Consider the following 20,334-nt stretch of genomic DNA (forward strand, 5'->3'; position numbering starts at 1 on the left):
GAGGTGATTCTTATGGCAGGATTTCATGACATCATCGGGCATGACGATATAATCAGGCATTTGAAGAATGCGATAGAGACAGGGAAGGTATCCCACTCTTATATTTTTACAGGGGAACCGGGATCCGGCAAGAAGCTTCTTGCGGGGACTTTTGCGGCAGCGCTGCAGTGTGAATCGGGAGAGTCTGAACCGTGTATGACTTGTGATTCCTGTAAGAAGGTGATCGGCAAGAATCATCCGGATATCATTACAGTAACTCATGAGAAACCTGGAAGCATCAGCATTGACGAGGTGCGTGACCAGGTTGTGCGTGATGTGGATATCAAGCCGTACTGCAGTCCGTATAAAATCTATATCATTCCGGATGCGGAGATGATGACGGTGCAGGCGCAGAATGCCATTTTGAAAACTATCGAGGAACCGCCGGAATATGCGGTGATCATGCTGCTGACAAGCAATATCGACAGTCTTCTTCCTACGATCCGTTCCAGATGTGTGCGTCTGGATCTGAAGGTGGTGGATGACAGTCTTGTGAAGGAATATCTGATGGAGCATCTTCAGGTGCCGGATTATCAGGCTGAGATCGATGCGTCTTATGCGCAGGGCAGTATCGGCAAGGCGAAGGAGGCTGCGACTTCTCAGGAGTTTGCGGATATGACTGCCAATGCCCTGAAGATTTTGAAATATGCCAATTCCATGGAGGTTTATGAGCTGACAGAGGCGATCAAGACTTTGACTGCTGATAAGAATAATATCAATGATTATCTGGATATTTTCCAGTTCTGGTTCCGCGATGTTCTGATGTTTAAGGCAACAAGGGAAATTGACAACCTGGTTTTTAAACAGGAGATTAATTTTATCAGAGAGCAGGCCAGCGAGCGTTCTTATGAGAATATCGAAAAAATCCTTGAGGCACTGGAGAAGACGAAGGTGCGTCTCCGTGCCAATGTTAATCTCGAACTTGCCCTGGAGCTCCTGTTCCTGACAATTAGGGAGAAATAGAATGGAAAAGGTAGTTGGAGTCAGATTTCGTAACGTTGGTAAGATTTATTATTTTAATCCTAAGAATTATAAGGTGAAGGTCGGCGATCATGTGATCGTGGAGACTGCCCGTGGTGTGGAGTATGGCCGTGTTGTCCTGGAGCCGCGCAGCGTGAAGGAGGACGAGGTGGTCCATCCGCTGAAGGAGGTTCTCCGTGTTGCAACGAAGGAGGACGAGGATCATGAGGCTGAGAACCGCCAGAAGGAGAAAGAGGCTTTTAAGATCTGCAAGAAGAAGATCCGTGAGCATGGGCTTGATATGAAGCTGATTGATGCGGAGTATACCTTTGATAATAACAAGGTGCTGTTTTATTTTACAGCGGATGGCCGTATTGATTTCCGGCAGCTGGTTAAGGATCTGGCGTCTGTGTTTAAGACCAGGATCGAGCTTCGTCAGATCGGTGTCCGTGATGAGACGAAGATCCTTGGCGGTATTGGTATCTGTGGAAGGACGCTTTGCTGTCATACGTATCTTTCGGAGTTTGCGCCGGTTTCCATCAAGATGGCGAAGGAGCAGAATCTTTCTCTGAACCAGACGAAGATTTCCGGTGTCTGTGGTCGTCTGATGTGCTGTCTGAAGAATGAGCAGGAGACTTATGAGGAGCTGAACCGGAATCTTCCGGGTATCGGTGATATGGTAACGACGCCGCAGGGTGTTTCGGGTACGGTCCAGAGTGTGAATGTTCTCCGGCAGATGGTTAAGATCGTGGTTGAGGTGAATGATGAGAAGGAGATCCAGGAGTTTCCGGTCCGTGATCTGAGGTTCCGCCCTAAGAGAAAAAAAGGTAAGGGTGGTTCTGCTGACCACGAGGAGAAAGAGGTTAAAAAGGGAGATTCGAAGCCGAATGAGAAGTGATCTGGTTTATTGCGGTGAGCGTGTGGATGATCTTCAGAATGGGTTGTTTGTGATCCAGGATCCGAAGAAGTTTTGCTTTGGGATGGATGCGGTTCTGTTGTCTGGTTTTGCCCGGGTGAAGAGGGGTGAGGTTGCGCTGGATATGGGGACCGGTACGGGGATCATTCCGATCTTGCTTTCTGATCGTACGGATGGGGAGCATTTCACGGGGCTGGAGATCCAGCATGAGTGTGCGGAGATGGCTGACCGTAGTGTGAGGTATAATGGTCTTGAGGACAGGGTTCGGATCGTTGAGGGTGATATCAGGGAGGCTGCCGGGATTTTTGGGGCGGCTTCTTTTGATGTGGTGACGTGTAATCCGCCGTATATGATCGGGCAGCATGGGTTGACGAATCCGCATCTTCCGAAGGCGATCGCGAGGCATGAGATTTTGTGTTCGTTTGATGATGTGGCTTGTCAGGCTGCACGGGTCCTGAAGGACCGGGGGCGGTTTTTTCTGGTGCACAGGCCGTTTCGGCTGGTGGAGCTGATGGCGACTTTGACGAAGTATAAGCTGGAGCCTAAGAGGATGCAGCTGGTGTATCCTTTTATTGATAAGGAGCCGAATATGGTGTTGATCGAGGCTTGTAAGGGCGGGAATTCCAGAATCCGGGTTGAGCGGCCGCTGGTGGTTTATGAGCGGCCTGGGGTTTATACGGAGGATGTTTTGGAGTTGTATCGGATGGTGTGAATGTTGTGATGTTGTGGCTTAGGGTGGCTGCCTGGTTGGTTGTTTGGTTGGTTGTGAGAGATTGGGTGGCTGCTCGGGAGGTTTTGGGCCATCGGCGCTGCGCTGGATGGCTGGGAGGTAGTGGTGGCTGTGGTACTTCGGTTGGTGAAGGGACGGCGAGGGGAGGCAGGCTGCTGGTGGTGACACGCTGCGCCCTCTGCTCGGCTGCGGCGCCGGTTTGCTGCCATTCGCGCAAACTCGCTTCGCTCAAACAGTGCGCTCGGTGGCAGCAGCTATCCTCACCTCGCTGACGGGGACTCCGCTAACGTCACCACCAGCAGCCTGTCTCCCCTCGCCTGAGATTCAAAGCGAGAGATCGCAACGCGTAGCGCATTGAGTATCGAAGAATACAGACACCTTGCCAGAAGTGAATCACTGAGAAAGTGAAGAAATGAAATAATATCGGCACAGCATGGCGCGCTGAGTATTGAAGAATACAGGCACTTTGCCAGAAGTGAACCACAGAGAAAGTGAAGAAATAAAACAACATCGGCACAGAGTAGCGCGCTGAATACCGAAGCATACAGACACAAGTCAACAAATAAGAACAGCGAATCCCTTGCACTACTTAAAAAAAGCCCAAGGGGTGTGCAGAGGGGGCGCGGCTTTGCGGCCCCTTTGCGGTTTTCAAAGTTCCCAAACTTAAACAAACCCCCGCGGTCAAGCGGAATATCCCCCGCGGTCAAGCAAAACAACTCCCCCACGGCCAAGTGGAAAAAACTCCCCGCGGTCAAGCGAGAAAAGAGGAAAATATGAAACAAAACGGAAAACTATACTTATGCGCCACCCCCATAGGAAACCTCGAAGACATCACCCTTCGAGTACTAAGAACCCTTCGGGAAGTGGACTTAATCGCTGCGGAGGATACCCGCAACAGCATAAAACTTCTGAATCATTTTGATATAAAAACCCCCATGACCAGCTACCACGAATACAATAAGATCGATAAGGGCCATGTCCTCGTGGAAAAACTGCTGGCAGGTACAAACATTGCGTTGATCACAGATGCAGGTACTCCGGGTATCTCAGACCCCGGGGAGGAGCTTGCCGCCATGTGTTATGAAGCCGGAATTGAAGTGACTTCACTTCCGGGTCCTGCTGCCTGTATCACTGCTCTGACTTTGTCAGGCCTGCATACCAGGCGTTTTGCTTTCGAGGCTTTTCTTCCGGCGGATAAGAAAGAACGAAAAACGATCCTGGAGGAGCTTTCCTGTGAAACCAGGACTATTATCCTGTATGAGGCACCTCACAGGCTTGTACGGACTCTTGGTGAGCTCAGAGAGGCGCTTGGCAACCGCCGGATGACTCTTTGCAGAGAGCTGACCAAGAAGCATGAGACGGCATTCCGGACTACGATCGATGATCTGATGGATTTTTATAAAGATGAGAAGCCGCTGGGTGAGTGTGTTCTTGTGATCGAGGGTAGGAGCCGCAGTGAGATGGAGGCGGAGAAGCGTGCTTCCTGGGAGGAGATTTCCATTGCGGAGCATGTGGCGATGTATGAGCAGCAGGGGAATCCCAGGAAGGATGCCATGAAGCTTGCTGCCAGGGATCGTGGTGTTTCCAAGCGGGATATTTATAAGGCGCTTCTGGATGGAGAAGATTCTGCTGAATGATCAGGTGTAAATTGTGGTACGGATCGTAGGTAACGTGATCGTGGATGATTGAATAAGCTGCATACTGTGACCAGGGATTTTTGGGAGCGTATGTGGCTTTTTTTATTGTGGTAATAAAAAGTACTGTGCGGATTTTGTCGAAATGATTTGCTTGCAGTATAGACCATATTGTGCTGTGTTTTGGGATTGCATTTAATAAGATACTTTTTTGCCTGTATTTCCTATGATTTTGCGTGGAAATACAGGCTTTTTTGTGCTATAATAAACTCTGTATTCGTATGTAAAAAATATTTATTTTACAGGTATAAATGACACTTCCGGAGCGGGTTTGAGAATTGCTTTCTGCAAAATGAGAATACAGTATTTCCTGAAATTAACGGATCAGTTTATCTTGCTCAGGATTTGATGTAATGATTTCTGAAGCTGCTATGGTTCTGCAGAAATGAATTTTCAAACACGTCCGGACGACAAGAACAGGAGGAATGACATGGGCGCAGAGAATACAGAATACGGCGCGGATCAGATCCAGATCCTGGAAGGACTGGAAGCCGTACGTAAGAGGCCTGGAATGTATATCGGAAGTACCTCCAGCCGTGGACTTCATCATCTCGTATATGAGATCGTGGATAACGCAGTCGATGAAGCACTGGCTGGTTTTTGTACGGAGATCCATGTAGATATCAATCCGGATAATTCCATTACAGTTACAGATAATGGTCGTGGTATTCCGGTTGGCATCAATCATAAGGCTGGTATTCCGGCAGTTGAGGTTGTATTTACCATTCTTCACGCAGGCGGTAAGTTCGGCGGTGGAGGATATAAGGTTTCCGGTGGTCTTCACGGTGTTGGTGCATCTGTTGTAAATGCACTTTCCGAATGGCTGGAGGTTACCATCTACCGGGAGGGCAAGGAATACAGACAGAGATATGAGCGTGGCAAGACTATGTACCCGCTGAAGGTGGTAGGTGACTGTGATCCGGGGCTTTCAGGAACGAAGGTTTATTTCCTTCCGGACAAGGAGATCTTTGAGGAGACTGTTTATGATTATGATATACTGAAACAGAGACTTCGTGAGATGGCTTTCCTGACTAAGGGTCTTCGTATCGTTCTGGAGGATAAGAGAGAGGGACTGGAGCGCGAGAAGGTATTCCACTATGAGGGTGGTATCCGTGAGTTTGTAAGCTACCTGAACAGAAGCAAGGAGGCTCTTTACCCGGAGATCATTTACTGTGAGGGTGAGAAGGACGGCGTGTCTGTAGAGGTTGCGCTGCAGCATAATGACTCCTATACAGAGAACACCTATGGCTTTGTAAACAATATCAATACACCGGAGGGAGGTACACACATTACCGGTTTCCGTAATGCGATCACCAATACATTTAATGATTATGCACGTAAGAACAAGCTTCTCAAGGACAGTGAGCCGAACTTAAGCGGTGATGATATCCGTGAGGGCCTGACTGCGATCGTCAGTGTTAAGATCGAGAATCCGCAGTTTGAGGGTCAGACCAAGCAGAAGCTTGGAAACAGTGAGGCAAGAGGTGCGGTAGACAGTGTTGTAAGTAAACAGCTGGAGATTTTCCTGGAGCAGAATCCTGCAGTTGCCAAGGCTACCGTTGAGAAATCTGTTCTTGCACAGAGAGCCAGAGAGGCAGCCAGAAAGGCACGTGACCTTACAAGAAGAAAATCCGCACTGGACAGTATGTCACTTCCTGGAAAGCTTGCAGACTGTTCTGACAAGAATCCGGAGAACTGTGAGATCTATATCGTAGAGGGAGATTCCGCGGGCGGTTCTGCCAAGACAGCGAGAAACCGTGCCACACAGGCGATCCTTCCACTGCGTGGTAAGATCCTGAATGTTGAGAAGGCACGTCTGGATAAGATTTACGGAAACAAAGAGATCAAGGCAATGATCACTGCCTTCGGAACCGGAATCCATGAGGATTTTGATATTTCCAAGCTTCGTTATCACAAGATCATCATTATGACCGATGCCGATGTTGACGGTGCGCATATCGCAACACTGCTTCTGACCTTCCTGTATCGTTTCATGCCGGAGCTGATCAAGCAGGGATATGTATACCTGGCGCAGCCTCCTCTCTATAAAGTGGAGAAGAACAAAAAGGTATGGTATGCATATGACGATGATGAGCTGAACAATATCCTTACCGAGATCGGACGTGACGGAAACAATAAGATCCAGCGTTATAAAGGTCTGGGTGAGATGGATGCCGAGCAGCTCTGGGAGACTACTATGGACCCTGAGAAGAGAATCCTTCTCCGTGTGACCATGGACGAAGCTGCCACATCTGAGATCGATCTGACATTTACCACTCTTATGGGAGACAAGGTAGAGCCAAGACGTGAATTTATCGAAGAAAATGCAAGATTCGTTAAGAATCTTGATATCTAGGAGAATAAAGAAGAATGGAAGATAATATTTTTGACAAAGTCCACGAAGTGGATCTGGAAAAAACGATGAAGGAATCTTACATCGACTATGCCATGAGTGTTATCGCCTCACGAGCCTTGCCTGATGTAAGAGACGGTCTGAAGCCGGTACAGCGCCGAGTTCTGTACTCTATGATCGAGCTGAATAATGGTCCTGACAAGCCACACAGAAAATGTGCGCGTATTGTCGGTGATACCATGGGTAAATATCATCCGCACGGTGACAGCTCCATCTATGGTGCGCTGGTCAATATGGCTCAGGAATGGTCCACAAGATATCCGCTGGTTGACGGACATGGAAACTTTGGTTCCGTGGATGGTGACGGTGCGGCTGCCATGCGATATACAGAGGCACGTCTCAGCAAGATATCCATGGAGATGCTTGCTGACATCAACAAGGATACGGTTGATTTTCAGCCGAACTTTGATGAAACAGAGCGTGAGCCGGTTGTGCTTCCGGCACGTTTTCCGAACCTTTTGGTAAACGGTACTACAGGTATTGCGGTAGGTATGGCAACCAATATTCCGCCGCATAACCTTCGTGAAACTATCAATGCAGTTGTTAAGGTCATTGATAACATTGTAGAAGAAGACAGAGAAACAGCTATGGAGGAGCTTCTTGAGATCGTAAAGGGACCGGACTTCCCTACAGGAGCGACCATCCTCGGAACGAGAGGGATCGAGGAAGCTTACCGTACCGGACGTGGCAAGATCCGTGTCCGTGCGGTGACGAATATCGAGACTTTGCCAAACGGTAAATCCCGTATCGTGGTTACCGAGCTCCCGTACCTTGTAAACAAGGCACGTCTGATCGAGAAGATCGCAGAGCTTGTCCGTGACAAAAAGATCGACGGGATCACAGACCTGAACGACCATTCCAGCCGTGAGGGTATGCGAATCTGTATTGATCTTCGTAAGGATGCCAATGCCAACGTGATCCTGAATCTGCTTTACAAGCATACACAGCTGCAGGATACTTTTGGCGTAATCATGCTTTCTCTTGTTCCGAATCATGGAAGTATGGAACCGAAGGTTCTGAACCTGAAAGAGATGCTGGAGTACTATCTGGAGCATCAGGAGAATGTAGTTCGCAGAAGAACACAGTATGATCTTAATAAGGCACAGGAGAGAGCCCATATTTTGGAGGGTCTTCTGAAGGCACTTGATAATATTGACGAAGTGATCCGCATCATCCGTGGTTCCCGCAACGTACAGATCGCCAAGCAGGAGCTGATCGAACGTTTTGAGCTGACAGATGTGCAGGCACAGGCAATCGTGGATATGCGTCTCCGTGCACTGACAGGTCTGGAAAGAGAGAAGCTGGAGGCTGAGTATGCAGAGCTTATGGAGAAGATCCGCAAGTTCCAGGCAATCCTTGCTGACCGCAAGCTCCTTCTCCGGGTGATCCGTGAGGAGATCCTTGCCATTGCAGAGAAATACGGCGATGACAGAAAGACTTCTATCGGATACGATGTATATGATATCTCTACAGAGGATCTGATCCCGAGAGAAAATACAGTGATCGCAATGACAAAGCTTGGTTATATCAAGCGTATGACCGTTGACAACTTCCGCAGCCAGAACCGTGGCGGCAGAGGAATCAAGGGTATGCAGACGATTGAGGATGACTATATCGAAGAGCTTCTGATGACGACGACGCACCATTATCTCATGTTCTTTACTAATACAGGACGTGTATACAGACTGAAGGCATATGAGATCCCGGAGGCCGGTCGTACAGCCAGAGGAACTGCGATCATCAATCTTCTGCAGCTTGCACCGGGAGAAAAGATCACAGCTGTGATCCCGCTTCGTAAATATGAAGAGGGTCATTATCTGATGATGGCCACCAAGAAAGGCCTTGTGAAGAAAACTCCGATCAGGGATTACGAGAATGTCCGTAAGACAGGTCTTACAGCAATCGTTCTCCGTGATGATGACGAGCTGATCGAGGTTAAGGCTACTGATAATAACAAAGATATTATTCTTGTGACCAGGGACGGACAGTGTATCCGCTTTAAGGAAACAGATGTCCGCAGCACAGGCCGTGCGTCCATGGGAGTAAGAGGTATGAATCTTACTGACGGTGATGAAGTTGTTGCCATGCAGCTGAACACTCAGGGAGATTATCTGCTTGTAGTTTCCGAGAACGGAATGGGCAAACGTACAGCTATGAGTGAGTTCGTTGTCCAGAACCGTGGCGGTAAGGGTGTGAAGTGCTACAAGATCACCGAGAAGACTGGAAATGTTGTCGGTGCCAAGGCTGTCAACGAAGAGAACGAGATCATGATGATCACTACAGAGGGTATCATTATCCGTCTGCAGTGTGCGGATATCTCTGTTCTTGGAAGGATCACCTCCGGTGTGAAGATGATCAATCTTACAGAGGGTGTAACCGTTGCAAGTATCGCCAAGGTAAGAGATAAAGATCCGGAAGCAGATACAACTACCGAAAAAGCTGACGGAGAAACCGGCGATAACGAAGAAGACTCTGCAGAGGAAGCTGTTACAGGCAGTGAAGAGGAATAAGGTCGAGGATAAGTCATGACGACGACAAAGAAAAAACGCAGAAAAAAATCAGTAAAGAAGCTGAAATACTCTAATAAAAAACTGAATTTTGTCCATATTGCGACACTGGCGGGGATCATTCTGATCCTGCTGGTGATCGTTCTGGCGGCCAGGGGCTGCGGAAAGATCAGCCACAGAACTCCGGAGGGGGTTGTGGAAGGCTACATCAAAGCGGCAGCAGCAGGCAAGAATAAAAAGATGCAGAGCTGTTACAGTGCGGATAAGTTATCGGATGAGGCGAAAACAGAGATTTCCTCCACGATAAAATATTTTCAGGCCCATGGAGTAAAGGATGTAAATATCGACAGCTGTGGCTCCATTTCTGAAAACAAAAATTATTCTTATGTTTATATCCGCTATAATCTTGTTCTGGAGAACGAGCAGGAATATCCATGTATCAGTACCTATCTTGTAAAGGTCCAGGACAAAAAGTATTATCTGTATGCGCCTTCTGAGATTTCAGATAAGATCAGCCAGCAGGCTGCCAAGGATTATCAGAAATTTATGACTACGAAAACCTATACAGATTATACAAAGGCTTATGAGGTTTTTCTGAAAAAGAATCCGGGATACGAGGATAAGATCGCAGGGAAACTGAACGGATAAAGCAGAGGCGGGAGGATGTAAGAATGAAGCGGATTTTGCTGATGGTGCTCAGAAATATAGTCTTTGTTCCTTACTGGTGGATCAAGCTTTGCTGGTATGCAGCGCATACAGATGATTATCCGGAAGAGAAGAAATACGCATTCCTGAGACTGATAGATGAGCATGCCATTGAAGGCGGAAATATCCATATTGATGTGCATGGAGCTGAAAATATCCCAAAAGAAAAGGGATTTATGTTTTTTCCGAATCACCAGGGACTGTTTGATGTGCTGGCGATCATCCGGGCATGCCCGGTTCCTTTTTCGGTAGTTGCCAAGAAGGAAGTTGGAGAGATTCCTTTTCTGAAGCAGGTTTTTGCCTGTATGAAGGCCTTTATCATTGACAGGGAAGATCTGAAGCAGTCCATGCAGGTCATTGTCAATGTAATACGGGAAGTGAAGGCTGGTCGTAATTATCTGATCTTTCCGGAGGGAACCAGAAGTAAAAACGGAAATCATCCGGGGCCGTTCAAGGGCGGCAGCTTCAAGACTGCCACCAAGACAAAATGCCCGATCGTTCCGGTTGCACTGATCGATTCCTTTAAGGCTTTTGATACCGGCTCTACAGAGAGGCTCACCGTACAGGTGCATATCCTTCCTCCGATGTATTATGAGGAATACAAAGATATGCATACCACAGAGCTCGCAGAAGAAGTGAAGAGACGGATCGAAAAGGTGATCGAAGAGAATATTATGTAAAAAAGAAAAGACTTTGATGAAGTTGGAACAAAAACATCATCAAGGTCTTTTTTTGTTGTATGTTTTGCATAAAAACGAAACGTTTTATTTGTGGATTGTTGGGCATATACAACCAAAAGGTTTGATGATAACATAGAGACATCCATACAATATAAATAAAAGATGTAAAGAGGACGAACAGATGAAAAAAGAAGAATACCTTTCTCTGATCGATGAGGTGATCGCACAGGGACCATACACGGATACCTGGGATTCTCTCTGTGAGCATCCTACGCCGAAGTGGTATGCAAGAGATAAATTCGGAATTTTTATCCACTGGGGTGTTTACAGTGTTCCGGCTTTCGGAAATGAATGGTATCCCAGAAATATGTATGTGAAAGGCTCTAAGGAGAACCTGCATCATACAGAGAAATACGGAACTCTGGATAAATTCGGCTACAAGGATTTTATTCCTCAGTTTAAGGCTGAGAAGTTTGATCCGAAGGAATGGGCGGCCTTATTTAAAGAGGCGGGGGCGAAATTCGTAGTTCCGGTAGCGGAGCATCACGATGGATTTCAGATGTATGCCAGTGACCTTTGCCGCTGGAACGCTGCTGAGATGGGACCGAAAAGAGATATTCTCGGAGAGCTGAAGACAGAGGTTGAGAAAGAGGGAATGGTTCTCGGTGCTTCTTCTCACAGAGCAGAGCATTACTGGTTCTTTAATGGAGGTCGTCAGATCCCGGAGGCTGATGTCAATGATCCGGAATATGCGGATCTTTATGGGCCGGCAGCAGGAATCACCAGAGATATGAGTGATATTTATGACAATCCTCCGACAGAGGAGCATATGCAGGACTGGCTTGTCCGCACCTGCGAGATCGTGGATAAATATCAGCCATCCATCGTGTATTTTGACTGGTGGATCCAGCAGTATGCATGGAAACCGTATCTTCGTAAATTTGCAGCATATTATTACAACCGTTCTGCACAGTGGGGAAAAGAAACAGCTATTGATGCCAAATTTGATGCATATGTTTATGGCAGCGCAGTCAATGATCTGGAAAGAGGTCAGTTAGATCATATCACGCCGGATCTGTGGCAGAATGATACGTCTGTAGCTAAGAACTCCTGGGGCTATACCATTGGAAATGATTATAAGAAGCCTTCCGATGTAGTGCTGGATCTGATCGATGTAGTCAGCAAAAATGGTGCACTTCTTCTTAATATCGGACCGAAGCCGGATGGAACAATTCCGGAAGAGGATGCACATATCCTGAGAGAAATGGGAAAATGGCTGAAGGTAAACGGAGAGGCGATATACGGAACCAGATACTGGAAGACATTCGGAGAGGGACCGACGGTGGTTCCGGAGGGACATTTCACGGATACCTATGATAAGCACTTTACTTCTGAGGATATCCGTTTTACAAGTAAGAGCAATCATATTTATGCGACTGTTCTGCACTGGCCGGAGGATGGAGAGATCCATATCAAAGCTCTTGGCAATGATATGAAGCTTTTGAAATCCACGATCCGGGATATTGAGATCCTCGGAACAGATCTGCATCCGGCATTTGCGAGAAATAAAGAACTGGATATTTCCTGCGGAAGAGGGGTTATTGAGGCGGGAGATATGCCGGTGGTATTGAAGATCACAGTAGAATAGCTGTTGGGGGAAGCGAGTAAATTATAATGTCTTTTTGAAAGGACAGAAAGGATAAGGTATTTTAATTATGGGAGATGTAAGATTCACAGGAAACTGGAACTCTGTAAATGCACACACAGTTCCAAAATGGTATGAGGATTGTAAATTTGGAATTTTTATCCACTGGGGAATTTATTCCGTGCCGGCGTTTGCACCGCATACATGGGAGCTGGGAGAGGTTGATTCCAAGGAATGGTTTGCGGATAATCCGTATGCAGAATGGTATTACAATTCTCTGAACATTGGAAAAGGCCCTACATATAAGCATCATATAGAAAAATACGGAAAAGATTTCAAATACGAAGATTTTATTCCTATGTGGAAAGCTGAAAACTGGGATCCGAAGCAGTGGGCAGAGATTTTTAAAGAAGCAGGTGCGGAGTATGTTGTTCTGACAACCAAGCATCATGACGGATTCTGCCTGTTCCCAAGTAAATATACACATTTCAATTCCGTAGAAATGGGACCGAAGAGAAATATCACCGGTGAGCTGACAGAAGCTGTCCGTGACGCAGGAATCCGCATGGGTCTGTATTATTCCGGACTGATCGACTGGCAGTATGCAAACGATCCTATTTTTGAGGATGATGATCTGTTTGGAACAGCCAGCCCGACATTTGCATATGCAGATTATTCCTATAATCAGATGAAAGAGCTTGTAGATGATTATGCACCGAGTGTGTTCTGGAATGATATCGGATGGCCGACACAGAGTGAAGAGATGATGCCGTATTTCTTTGCACATTATTACAATAAGGTTCCGGAGGGTGTGGTAAATGACCGTTTCAACGGACGTTATCACGATTTCCTTACTAAGGAATATAAAGCCGGTTCTGTAAACAGAAATGAGAAATGGGAGATGTGCCGTGGAATGGGCTTATCCTTCGGTTATAATGCCAACGAAGGCGATGACAAGCTGATCTCTGTTCCGGATCTGATCTCACTTCTTGTCGGAACAGTGGCAAATAACGGAAATCTTCTCCTGAACATCGGCCCGAAGGCAGACGGAACTATCCCGGAGGAGCAGGTAAGAAGACTGAAGATCCTGGGTGCATGGCTGAAGGTAAACCATGACGGTATTTACGGAACACGCTGCAGTGACCGTGAATCTGAGCTGCTTGAGAGTGGAATTGAGCTCCATTATACACAGAAAGACGGAAATCTGAATGTGTTTGCAGATCATCTGAAGGAAGGTGCCAATGAATTCCTGATCAAGGGCTACCACGGAGTGCTGAGACCATTTGATCCGGCAGTGAAGGTAGAAACTGAAGATACTGCAGAAGGACTTCTTGTGAAGATCCCGGAATATAAAGAAGATATGTATGTGGTTGGATTAACCAACAGATTCTAAATGATGAACAGGAGGACCGGATGTATGCCGGTCCTTTTGTTGCTGCATGGGAGAAGATCGTGGATATCCGATCGATTCTCAGGAAGGGAGCTTTTATGTTTGGGAAAAAAATCGCAATACTGTTATCAACGGCAATGATCCTGACAGGGTCCTGTGTATCTTCTGTGGCTGTACATGCACAGACTGGTTATGCGGCTGAATATACACAGGAAGCATCGGCAGCAGGTGTGCAGAGCACTGCAAAGCTTGTTGCGAAGGGCTCCTGTGGAAGCAAAGCTGTTTACCGGTTGTACTCCAATGGAAACCTGCAGATACAGGGAAAAGGGGAGGTTAAGGTTACCGATGATTTTTCATACAGATCAGCAATGATAAAAACAGTAACCGTTGCATCTGGGATCACGGGAATCGGTGACAGAACCTTTTCAGGCTGCAGAAATATGAAGAGGATTTCGTTGCCGGGAACTCTGCGGAGTATTGGAGTAAGAGCATTTGGAGATACTGCGATCACCAGGATCAAGCTTCCTGATGGACTGAAAAGCATTGGTGCATATGCTTTTTACCAGAGTAAGCTTATGAGCCTGGATGTACCGAAAACTGTAACAAAAATTGATGAATATGCTTTCAGTTACTGTAACAGTCTGGAATCTGTCAGCATTCCGGGAAGTGTGAAAATATTACCGGAATCGTTATTTGAGGCGGATATGAAGCTGAAAAAGGTTACGCTTGGACAGGGCGTTTCCAGGATAGAAAGAGCGGCCTTTCGGCATTGCGGTTTGACAGGAGTAAGCTTTCCGGACAGTGTTACGGTTATTGGTGAAGGTGCGTTTTCTTTTTGTACAGATCTCAGAAAGGTGTCGTTGCCGAAGAAGCTTACAGAGATCGGGAACGGTGTATTTAATAATTGTCGAAAACTGGGGAATATTACAGTACCTGCCAGTGTGAAAAAGATCAGAAGCCATGCTTTTTATGATTGCCTGGCAATGAAAAAGATTACGATCCTCAACAGTAAAACAGTGATAGAAAAAGAAGCGATCGGCTATAATTTCAATAGTGGAAAAAATAAAACTTTTGTCATTGCCGGAAAAAAGGGTTCTACTGCTCAGACTTACGCAAAGAAAAATGGGTTCCGTTTTCTGAACAATACTGCCGCAGTAAGGACCGCAAAGATGACCGGCGTGCCCAAAACAAAAACCATACTTCGTGGAAAAACATACACGATCCAGGCAGTGACCGTGCCGTATTACAGCGACGAGAAGATTCTTTTCCGTTCCTCGGATCGCAGGATCGCTACGGTAAATTCCAAAGGTGTTGTAAAGGGAATCCGAAAAGGGACGGCCGTGATCACCGTGCAGAGCGGAGCGAAAAAACTGAATTGTAAGATAACGGTGAAGTAACGATGAAGCAGGCGTACGTAAAATAGCCATAACAGTGAAAGGATACAAAAGAAAATAAAAACAGAAGCCCGGCAGATGAAACATGGAGAGTTTTCACATGTGCAGCTGCCGGGTTTTTTATAAATATAGAAACCCTTAAAATAAGGAATAAAATAGCTTGTTATACCCTTAAAATAAGGGCATATTAATAAAAAAGGGGGAATCTAAAATGACAGGATATTACAGGACCGGTTACGACATTAGCTCATATTTTAAACGAGTATCCTCAGATTGAGGAAAACCTCCGCGTGCCGGAAAAAGAATATCCGATACGTTTATGGTACATGTTTAAGAGAGAAGTATGTACGATTATTGATGTGGATGAGAGAAGCAGAAAAGTAAAAATATATAATTATACAAACAATTTTATTAAAAAAGCATTTGGCCGAAATGAAAAACCAACCTTTGAAGAATACGAGAAATTTCTGGAATCTCGTTGTTTCCCGAGACAACGAGACAAAATAAAATTGGTATTAGAAGATTTGAATCTGCCATTTTATGATCCGTTTATGATCATAGAAAAGACCGAAGGAAGAATGGCAGAGGATGATTTCTGGATCAGGATTGAGAGGTAAAGATGGTGCAGCTTTTTGAGTAACTGCACGTCGTATTTTTTGTATTTTGGTAATAAAGCAGGTACAGAAGTTTTTGATGATGTAAAAATAGAAAAAGCGGCACATAAATTTATTTGGATTAATGAAAAAGCGGCTACTTGTACTGAGAATGGAAATAGAAGTTACTGGCATTGTGAAGCTTGTGGGAAAAATTACGAAAATCCATATGGTGATAATGAATTAGAAGATGTTGTATATCTTGCCAAGGGACATATTTTAGAGTTATACCGGGGATATCCGGCAGAGTGCCTGAATCCGGGAATGAAAGATACCTATCGTTGTACATCCTGCGGGAAACATTTTTTGGATAAAGATGGAAAAGAAGAAATGCAGCAGGACAGCGATGTGCTCATTCCGGAACTGGGACATAAATTTACGGACGAGCAATGGGTAAATCATGGTTCAGGCAAACACACTGTCAGCAAAGGAAATCCAACTCCGATATTTTTTACAGCGGATTACCAGCAGCATTTTAAATGTGAACGGTGTGGTTTTCAGGACTGGGGAGAAACCCGGACCTACAATATGAGTGTAAATACGGATCAGGTTACATTAAAAAATGGACAGTCTACTGCAGCTATCCGGGTATCTGATTTTGCCAACGGCGATTATCTGAAGAGTGTAACACCGAAGGACACCGGCCTTGTAACCGTTTTCAATGTGAATAAGAACGGCACATTTAAACTTACCGCAAAAAATAAAAACGGTTCAACATGGGTGACGATCACATTGAATAGTGGCGTGAAGAACAATATACTGGTTACAGTCAGAGTCACTACACAGGCAATCACAAACCTGAAGTCCACAGTCAGTGTAGTCAAAGGAAAAAAAGTAACTCTGAAACCTGTTCTGAAGCCGGTTACAAGCAAGGATAAGATTACATACAGTTCCTCCAACAGTAAGATCGCAGCAGTAAATTCCAAGGGTGTTATCACAGGAAAGAAAGTCGGCACTGCAAAGATCACAGTAAAAGCCGGAAGTAAAAAAGTTATTGTCACTGTTAAGGTCACAAAGATCAAAACAACAAAACTCACCGGTGTACCAAAAACAAAGAAAAATTTCATTGCGGAATAATGATATAAAAGCGTATAATTAAATGGAAGAAATAGTGGTTATCGAATAAAGATGTTTTATCAGATAGAAGGGGGCGGGATTATGCCGGTATCGATGAAGACATTGTTGGAACAATACACAAAAATATTACAGAAAATATATGGGAAACATTTGAAAAGTGTTATTTTATACGGCTCATATGCCAGAGGAGATTATAGAGAAGATTCTGATATCGATATTATGATTCTCCTTGATCTGTCTGATATAGATATTAAGCAGTATCGTCATGAATTGGCAGGAGAAACTTTTGATTTTAACATGGATCATGATCTTGATATTAAGCCAATTGCAAAAAGTGAAAAACATTTTCTGAATTGGGTTGATGTTTATCCATTTTATGCAAATGTAAAGAAAGAGGGGGTAAAATTATTTGATGCAGCCTGATGAAAAAGGAACGCAGAAAGATCTTATTTTTTATCGGATTGAAACTGCCCAAAGTGATATTAAAGCTGCGGAAATTCTTTTGAATGCAAAAGAATTTCGAGGTGCTAATAATCGGGCATATTATGGTATTTATCATGCAATTTCAGCAATACATGCACTAGATGGAAATGCATATAAACGTCATAAAGATGCATTAGCAAATTTCAATAAGAATTATATTAAAACAGAGATTTTTCCCAGAAAACTTGGACGAAAAATCGTAGAAGCAGAAGAAATCAGACATGCCAGCGATTATGATGATTTTTATATTGCAACAAGAGAAGAAGCAGAAGAACAGATAGAAACGGGTAAACAATTATTGGAATTGATAGAAGAATATATCAAAAGAAAACTAAAGGACAATAATAAGTGATGATCGCAAAAAAATACCTTCCACAGTAACTCTGTGTAAGGTATTTTTTTGTAGTGTGCCTTGCCTGGTAATGTAATGCTAAATGAGATGGGCAAGGCGCAGAATCCGGGTGGTCTACTGGAAGATGCAGCAAAAAAAAGAACACGTTTTCACAAAATAAGATTGACTTTTTTTAAAACTCTCATTATCATATAAAACATATTTAATTACTATGAAATAAGGAATGATAAAAAGTTCTGTTACACTGATGATACTGAGTTACACAGATGACGTTGAGCAGCGTACAGGACTGGCAGCGGGCAGACTTTTTTCAGAGGGAGGGGACGGGTATATGTCCATCAAGAAGATTGCAGAAAAGGCAGGGGTTTCACCGGCGACGGTTTCCCGAGTTTTAAATAATCCCAATTATAAATGTTCTGTTTCCGGACTCAGGGACAAGATATGGAAAACAGCTATCGAGATGAATTATGTGCCCAACGAGGCGGCCCGGAATCTGAAAAAAGGCGTTTCCGCAAAGCAGGAGAAAACCTGGTACATCAATATCCTGATGACAAGAACCGATTCTTCCACAACGGATCCGTTTTTTGCGGAGCTCCTTCGGGTGATCGAAAGTGAGATCCATGATAAAAACTGTATTCTTTCCAAAGTATGGTATATGTCTGTGTTTTCCGATGACCGGAAGTGCCGAAGGGAGAATCTGGACTGGCTGCTCGACGGAATGTATGATGAGGTGGAAGAGAAAAGGGACGGACTGATCATCATCGGCAGATGTAATAAAGAGGCTTTGAAGAAGCTGAATAAGAAGTATAAGAGTGTGGTATCGGTGAATCGGAATTCTACCAATTATGAAGTGGATGAGGTCCTTTGTGATGGGAAAAAGATCGCAGCAGCGGCAGTGGAATATCTGATCTCCCTGGGTCACAAAAATATCGGTTATATTGGCCAGTGTCACAGCGAAGACCGGTATAACGGATATCTGGAAACACTGAAGAAGTATGATCTGGATGTGATACCGGAGTATGTTATCGAAACAAAGCAGACTGAGGCCGAGGGCTACGAGGCCATGGAAAAGTTCTTTCAGTCGGACGACATGCCAACCGGAATCTACTGTGCCAATGATATTTCGGCGATCGGAATGCTGAAGTGCCTGAATAAATTTCGGAACCGGTATTATATGCCTTCGATCATATCCAGCGATGATATACAGGAGGCACAGTTTACCAGACCGATGCTGACAACGGTGAGCCTGCCCAAGGAGGATATGGGAAAATTTGCATTATACCTGCTGCTGGACCGGCTGAAGGGCGGACATTCCGGTATTGTGCGAATGGAGCTGGAAGGCAGACTGATGATACGGAACAGCTGCAGCAGTGTGGAGGACAGTATGTGGAGCGATTATTGTATCTGAGTGTTGCGGATGCGCAGATATAGTGACAGACAGGATGCGGTTGCACTATGATCAGAGTATTTTGTGAAAACGTTTTCAGATATTCCTATTTAATTAATGGGAATAATATGGTTTAATGTATTCAATTCAAATAAAAAAAATTACAGAACCACAGTAAACGGAAAGAACAGGTATGATTTGACAGCGAAATGAAGCAGTTACATTGGTGGGAAAAAGATTTCCAAATAAAAATGTGGTTGTAAAGGAGTACACAGATCATGAAAAGAAAACGCATCGCAGGTGTCTGTATCACACTGGCAGCAGTGGTACTGGCAGGAACTTTTGCAGTATCGGGAAACAATACAAAGGATAAAAATCATGTGGAGATCATCAATGTGTCCTATGATCCGACCAGAGAATTTTATGAAGCATATAATAAGATTTTTTCAAAATATTGGAAAGAGGAAACAGGTCAGAGTGTGGATGTGATCCAGTCTCATGGCGGTTCCGGAAAGCAGGCTCTTGAGATTTCCAACGGACTTCCTGCAGATGTGGCGACACTTGCACTGGAATATGATATCGATGCGATCCGGAATGCCGGTCTGATCGACAAGGGCTGGATCGATGAATATCCGGATGACAGTGCTCCTTATACTTCCACCATTGTATTTCTTGTTCGGAAGGGAAATCCGAAGAATATCCAAGATTGGGATGATCTGACAAAGGATGGTGTGGGGGTGATCACTCCCAATCCGAAAACCTCCGGTGGTGCCCGCTGGAATTACATGGCAGCCTGGGCTTATGCCAATGAGAAATATAACGGCAACGAGACAGAGATGAAAGCCTTTATCAAGAAACTTTACAAAAATGTCCTGGTTCTGGATTCCGGAGCAAGAGGTGCCACAACCTCTTTCGTGGAAAACGGGCAGGGGGATGTGCTGATCGCCTGGGAAAATGAAGCGTTTCTTTCTGTAAGGGATAATCCGGATGATTACGAGATCGTAACGCCGGGCATCAGTATCCTGGCACAGCCATCCGTTGCTGTTGTAGATGAAAATGTGAAAAAGCATGATAATGCAGAAGCTGCGAAAGCATATCTGAAATATCTGTATTCCGATGAAGCCCAGGAGCTGATCGCGGAGAATTACTATAGGCCGGTTGATCAGACGATCCTGAAAAAGCATGCAGATACTTTTAACCTGAAGGTGAAGCTGACAACGATCAAAGATTTCGGCGGCTGGGATGCAGTTCAGAAAAAGCATTTCGCAGACGGGGGAGTGTTTGATGAGATCTATGAAGAGTAGAAGAG

17 protein-coding genes are annotated in these 20,334 nt (G+C 45.1%); all 17 read left to right on the top strand.

Annotated elements, in window-relative coordinates; all coding sequences use genetic code 11:
- The first annotated feature begins 12 nt into the window (after nucleotides 1-12).
- Nucleotides 13-1,002, top strand: a complete 990-nt coding sequence (gene holB, locus ACTNDQ_RS08285; protein WP_015526578.1) for a DNA polymerase III subunit delta' — start codon at nucleotides 13-15, stop codon at nucleotides 1,000-1,002.
- 1 nt (nucleotide 1,003) lies between these two features.
- Nucleotides 1,004-1,897, top strand: a complete 894-nt coding sequence (locus ACTNDQ_RS08290) for a PSP1 domain-containing protein (protein ID WP_021651243.1) — start codon at nucleotides 1,004-1,006, stop codon at nucleotides 1,895-1,897.
- On the top strand, nucleotides 1,887-2,627 hold the full coding sequence (locus tag ACTNDQ_RS08295) for a tRNA1(Val) (adenine(37)-N6)-methyltransferase (RefSeq protein WP_059086497.1): 741 nt from the start codon (nucleotides 1,887-1,889) through the stop codon (nucleotides 2,625-2,627). The genes ACTNDQ_RS08290 and ACTNDQ_RS08295 overlap by 11 nt, the downstream gene beginning before the upstream one ends.
- 791 nt (nucleotides 2,628-3,418) lie before the next feature.
- Nucleotides 3,419-4,282, top strand: a complete 864-nt coding sequence (gene rsmI, locus ACTNDQ_RS08300; RefSeq protein ID WP_441064382.1) for a 16S rRNA (cytidine(1402)-2'-O)-methyltransferase — start codon at nucleotides 3,419-3,421, stop codon at nucleotides 4,280-4,282.
- A 487-nt stretch (nucleotides 4,283-4,769) separates the two neighbouring features.
- Nucleotides 4,770-6,695, top strand: coding sequence for a DNA topoisomerase (ATP-hydrolyzing) subunit B (gene gyrB, locus ACTNDQ_RS08305; protein WP_441064383.1), 1,926 nt, complete (start codon nucleotides 4,770-4,772; stop codon nucleotides 6,693-6,695).
- Nucleotides 6,696-6,709: 14 nt separating this feature from the next.
- A complete protein-coding gene (gyrA, locus tag ACTNDQ_RS08310) occupies nucleotides 6,710-9,262 on the top strand; it encodes a DNA gyrase subunit A (RefSeq protein WP_279198586.1) in 2,553 nt (850 codons plus the stop codon).
- A 15-nt stretch (nucleotides 9,263-9,277) separates the two neighbouring features.
- The gene (locus tag ACTNDQ_RS08315) at nucleotides 9,278-9,907 is read left to right on the top strand and encodes a hypothetical protein (protein WP_021651690.1); all 630 of its coding nucleotides are present in this window, start codon (nucleotides 9,278-9,280) and stop codon (nucleotides 9,905-9,907) included.
- A 23-nt stretch (nucleotides 9,908-9,930) separates the two neighbouring features.
- Nucleotides 9,931-10,644, top strand: a complete 714-nt coding sequence (locus tag ACTNDQ_RS08320) for a lysophospholipid acyltransferase family protein (RefSeq protein WP_144092214.1) — start codon at nucleotides 9,931-9,933, stop codon at nucleotides 10,642-10,644.
- 181 nt (nucleotides 10,645-10,825) lie between these two features.
- Nucleotides 10,826-12,292 (top strand): alpha-L-fucosidase, encoded by a 1,467-nt coding sequence (locus tag ACTNDQ_RS08325; RefSeq protein WP_021651688.1) that lies wholly within the window; start codon nucleotides 10,826-10,828, stop codon nucleotides 12,290-12,292.
- Nucleotides 12,293-12,359: 67 nt separating this feature from the next.
- The gene (locus tag ACTNDQ_RS08330) at nucleotides 12,360-13,682 is read left to right on the top strand and encodes an alpha-L-fucosidase (protein ID WP_278795257.1); all 1,323 of its coding nucleotides are present in this window, start codon (nucleotides 12,360-12,362) and stop codon (nucleotides 13,680-13,682) included.
- A gap of 95 nt (nucleotides 13,683-13,777) precedes the next feature.
- Nucleotides 13,778-15,076 carry a leucine-rich repeat protein gene (locus tag ACTNDQ_RS08335; protein ID WP_441064384.1) on the top strand — a complete coding sequence of 433 codons (1,299 nt, stop codon included), beginning with the start codon at nucleotides 13,778-13,780 and terminating at the stop codon, nucleotides 15,074-15,076.
- A 287-nt stretch (nucleotides 15,077-15,363) separates the two neighbouring features.
- Nucleotides 15,364-15,690 carry a hypothetical protein gene (locus tag ACTNDQ_RS08340; protein ID WP_330664843.1) on the top strand — a complete coding sequence of 109 codons (327 nt, stop codon included), beginning with the start codon at nucleotides 15,364-15,366 and terminating at the stop codon, nucleotides 15,688-15,690.
- Nucleotides 15,691-15,729: 39 nt separating this feature from the next.
- Entirely contained in the window at nucleotides 15,730-16,803 is a 1,074-nt protein-coding gene (locus ACTNDQ_RS08345; protein ID WP_441064385.1) for an Ig-like domain-containing protein, read from the top strand.
- Nucleotides 16,804-16,884: 81 nt separating this feature from the next.
- On the top strand, nucleotides 16,885-17,226 hold the full coding sequence (locus tag ACTNDQ_RS08350; RefSeq protein ID WP_015526591.1) for a nucleotidyltransferase domain-containing protein: 342 nt from the start codon (nucleotides 16,885-16,887) through the stop codon (nucleotides 17,224-17,226).
- Nucleotides 17,213-17,638, top strand: coding sequence for a HEPN domain-containing protein (locus ACTNDQ_RS08355; RefSeq protein WP_044961586.1), 426 nt, complete (start codon nucleotides 17,213-17,215; stop codon nucleotides 17,636-17,638). The genes ACTNDQ_RS08350 and ACTNDQ_RS08355 overlap by 14 nt, the downstream gene beginning before the upstream one ends.
- A gap of 223 nt (nucleotides 17,639-17,861) precedes the next feature.
- A complete protein-coding gene (locus ACTNDQ_RS08360) occupies nucleotides 17,862-19,046 on the top strand; it encodes a LacI family DNA-binding transcriptional regulator (protein ID WP_441064386.1) in 1,185 nt (394 codons plus the stop codon).
- A 257-nt stretch (nucleotides 19,047-19,303) separates the two neighbouring features.
- The gene (locus ACTNDQ_RS08365; protein ID WP_412188342.1) at nucleotides 19,304-20,329 is read left to right on the top strand and encodes a sulfate ABC transporter substrate-binding protein; all 1,026 of its coding nucleotides are present in this window, start codon (nucleotides 19,304-19,306) and stop codon (nucleotides 20,327-20,329) included.
- Nucleotides 20,330-20,334 lie beyond the last annotated feature (5 nt).

The organism is Blautia massiliensis (ex Liu et al. 2021) (assembly GCF_052064225.1).
Taxonomy (GTDB): Bacteria; Bacillota; Clostridia; order Lachnospirales; family Lachnospiraceae; genus Blautia_A; species Blautia_A fusiformis.

Excerpts from the sequence above, each read along its gene's own strand:
- holB (WP_015526578.1), top strand. The coding sequence starts at position 13 with ATGGCAGGATTTCATGACATCATCGGGCATGACGATATAATCAGGCAT.
- ACTNDQ_RS08290 (WP_021651243.1), top strand. The coding sequence starts at position 1,004 with ATGGAAAAGGTAGTTGGAGTCAGATTTCGTAACGTTGGTAAGATTTAT.
- ACTNDQ_RS08295 (WP_059086497.1), top strand. The coding sequence starts at position 1,887 with ATGAGAAGTGATCTGGTTTATTGCGGTGAGCGTGTGGATGATCTTCAG.
- rsmI (WP_441064382.1), top strand. The coding sequence starts at position 3,419 with ATGAAACAAAACGGAAAACTATACTTATGCGCCACCCCCATAGGAAAC.
- gyrB (WP_441064383.1), top strand. The coding sequence starts at position 4,770 with ATGGGCGCAGAGAATACAGAATACGGCGCGGATCAGATCCAGATCCTG.
- gyrA (WP_279198586.1), top strand. The coding sequence starts at position 6,710 with ATGGAAGATAATATTTTTGACAAAGTCCACGAAGTGGATCTGGAAAAA.
- ACTNDQ_RS08315 (WP_021651690.1), top strand. The coding sequence starts at position 9,278 with ATGACGACGACAAAGAAAAAACGCAGAAAAAAATCAGTAAAGAAGCTG.
- ACTNDQ_RS08320 (WP_144092214.1), top strand. The coding sequence starts at position 9,931 with ATGAAGCGGATTTTGCTGATGGTGCTCAGAAATATAGTCTTTGTTCCT.
- ACTNDQ_RS08325 (WP_021651688.1), top strand. The coding sequence starts at position 10,826 with ATGAAAAAAGAAGAATACCTTTCTCTGATCGATGAGGTGATCGCACAG.
- ACTNDQ_RS08330 (WP_278795257.1), top strand. The coding sequence starts at position 12,360 with ATGGGAGATGTAAGATTCACAGGAAACTGGAACTCTGTAAATGCACAC.
- ACTNDQ_RS08335 (WP_441064384.1), top strand. The coding sequence starts at position 13,778 with ATGTTTGGGAAAAAAATCGCAATACTGTTATCAACGGCAATGATCCTG.
- ACTNDQ_RS08350 (WP_015526591.1), top strand. The coding sequence starts at position 16,885 with ATGCCGGTATCGATGAAGACATTGTTGGAACAATACACAAAAATATTA.
- ACTNDQ_RS08360 (WP_441064386.1), top strand. The coding sequence starts at position 17,862 with ATGATAAAAAGTTCTGTTACACTGATGATACTGAGTTACACAGATGAC.
- ACTNDQ_RS08365 (WP_412188342.1), top strand. The coding sequence starts at position 19,304 with ATGAAAAGAAAACGCATCGCAGGTGTCTGTATCACACTGGCAGCAGTG.